The 1,745-nt window shown below is 64.2% G+C and carries 2 protein-coding genes; both read right to left on the bottom strand.

Annotated elements, in window-relative coordinates; genetic code table 11:
• The coding region (locus EN943_RS36845) for a hydroxymethylglutaryl-CoA lyase (protein ID WP_164778602.1) at window positions 1-828 on the bottom strand (828 nt) is incomplete at its 3' end.
• Window positions 812-1,745: ATP-binding cassette domain-containing protein (locus tag EN943_RS36840; RefSeq protein WP_164778601.1), on the bottom strand; the 934-nt coding region annotated here is incomplete at its 5' end. The genes EN943_RS36845 and EN943_RS36840, both read right to left, overlap by 17 nt.

The raw sequence follows: 1,745 nt of genomic DNA, 5'->3' as shown, positions 1-1,745 counted from the left end.
GTTTATGCCGGCGGAGATTCCCTTCGACGCAAAGTGCGCCACCAGCGCGCCACTGCCAAGATTGCCGGCTGCACCAGGCGCGTAGGGACAGCCGCCGAGGCCGCCGGCTGCGGAATCGAAGATCCTTAGCCCGAGATCAAAGGCGGCATCGACATTGGCCAGCGCCATGCCGCTGGTGTCGTGGAAATGGCCTGCGAGCTGCGCGGCCGGCGCCTCATTGAGCGCGGCCAGGACCATGGCACGCACGCGTTCGGGCGTTGCCTTGCCGATCGTGTCGGCAACCGCGATTTCCGCACAACCAATATCGCGCAAGCGCGCGACGATTTTGGCGGCTGCGCCGGGATCGATTGGGCCTTCATATGGACAGTCAACGGCACACGAGACATAGCCACGCACCGGAAGAGCGTACTCGGCGGCGAGCGCAATCACCGGTAGGAAACGGGCCAATCCCTCCTCGATGGTGCAATTGGTGTTTCGCTTTGAAAAAGTCTCCGACGCGCTGGTGAAGACGGCAAGCTCCTGGGCGCCCGCCGCGATCGCCGCTCGGGCGCCTTGCCCGTTGGGCACCAGGGCGGAAAGCGTGGGGCCGGCACGACGCACCGCAGCGCGCATGACGGCGTCATGATCGGCCATCTGAGGCACCCATTTCGGCGACACGAAGGATGTCGCCTCGATGCGCGCGAAACCGCAATCGGAAAGCATCTGGATCAGACGCAGCTTCTGCTGCGTCGAGACAAGCCGCTTCTCGTTCTGCAGCCCGTCACGCGGGCCGACCTCGACGATCGTGACCTGCCGGTCCTCGCCGGAAGGTTCAGTGGACGGCCGCATACATGATCTTTTCTTCGGACGCCTCGTCGATGGTCATTTCCTCGACGATGCGCCCCTGGCGCGCGACCAGGATGCGGTCCGACAGATTGAGGATTTCTGGCAGGTAGGACGAGATCACCACCACGGCCGCGCCGGCATCGGCGAGCTTCTCTATCATCAGATGAATCTCGGCGATCGCTCCGACGTCGACGCCGCGGGTCGGCTCATCGAAGATGATCAGCGACGGCTCCTGGATCAGCGATTTGGCAATCACCACCTTCTGCTGATTGCCGCCGGACAGTTCCACCACCCTGGCGTTGGAGCCGATCGAGCGGACCTTCATGGTCTCGATCCATTCGGCCGATTGCCGCCTGGCTTCGCCCATGCCGATCATGGTGACCGGATTGGCTCCTTTCGCCAGCTTGCCCAGGAACACATTCTGGACAATGCCCATCGTGTCGAACAAGCCGTCGAGCTTGCGGTCCTCGGTGATGTAGGCGACGCCGCGTCGCACCGCCTGGCGCGGCACGCGGAAGCGCACCGTCTCGCCGCGCAGCGTTATGCGCCCGCCATGGAAGAAGTCGCGCTTCAGCACACCGGCGGCGATCTTCATCATCTCAGTCCGGCCGGCGCCAACCAGCCCGAAGAGGCCAGTGACCTGGCCCGAAAACACCGAGAGCGTCGCACTGCGGACGGCCTTGCCCATCGAGACGTTCTCAAGCGCCAGCACCTTGTCGCCCGGACGGCGCGCGACACGCTTCGCGGTGGCATTGCCATAGAGCGCATCGGTCAATTGCCGGCCGACCATGGCCTGGACGATCTTTTCGCGGGTGAAATTGCGGGCATCGTCGGTGACGATCAGCGCACCGTCGCGCAGCACGCTGATGCGGTCGGCGACCGACAGCGCCTCTTCCAGCGCATGCGAAATGAAGATGCTG

It is taken from the genome of Mesorhizobium sp. M7A.F.Ca.US.006.01.1.1, assembly GCF_003997935.1.
Taxonomy (GTDB): domain Bacteria; phylum Pseudomonadota; class Alphaproteobacteria; order Rhizobiales; family Rhizobiaceae; genus Mesorhizobium.
This window is presented reverse-complemented; position numbering and strand designations above follow the sequence as displayed.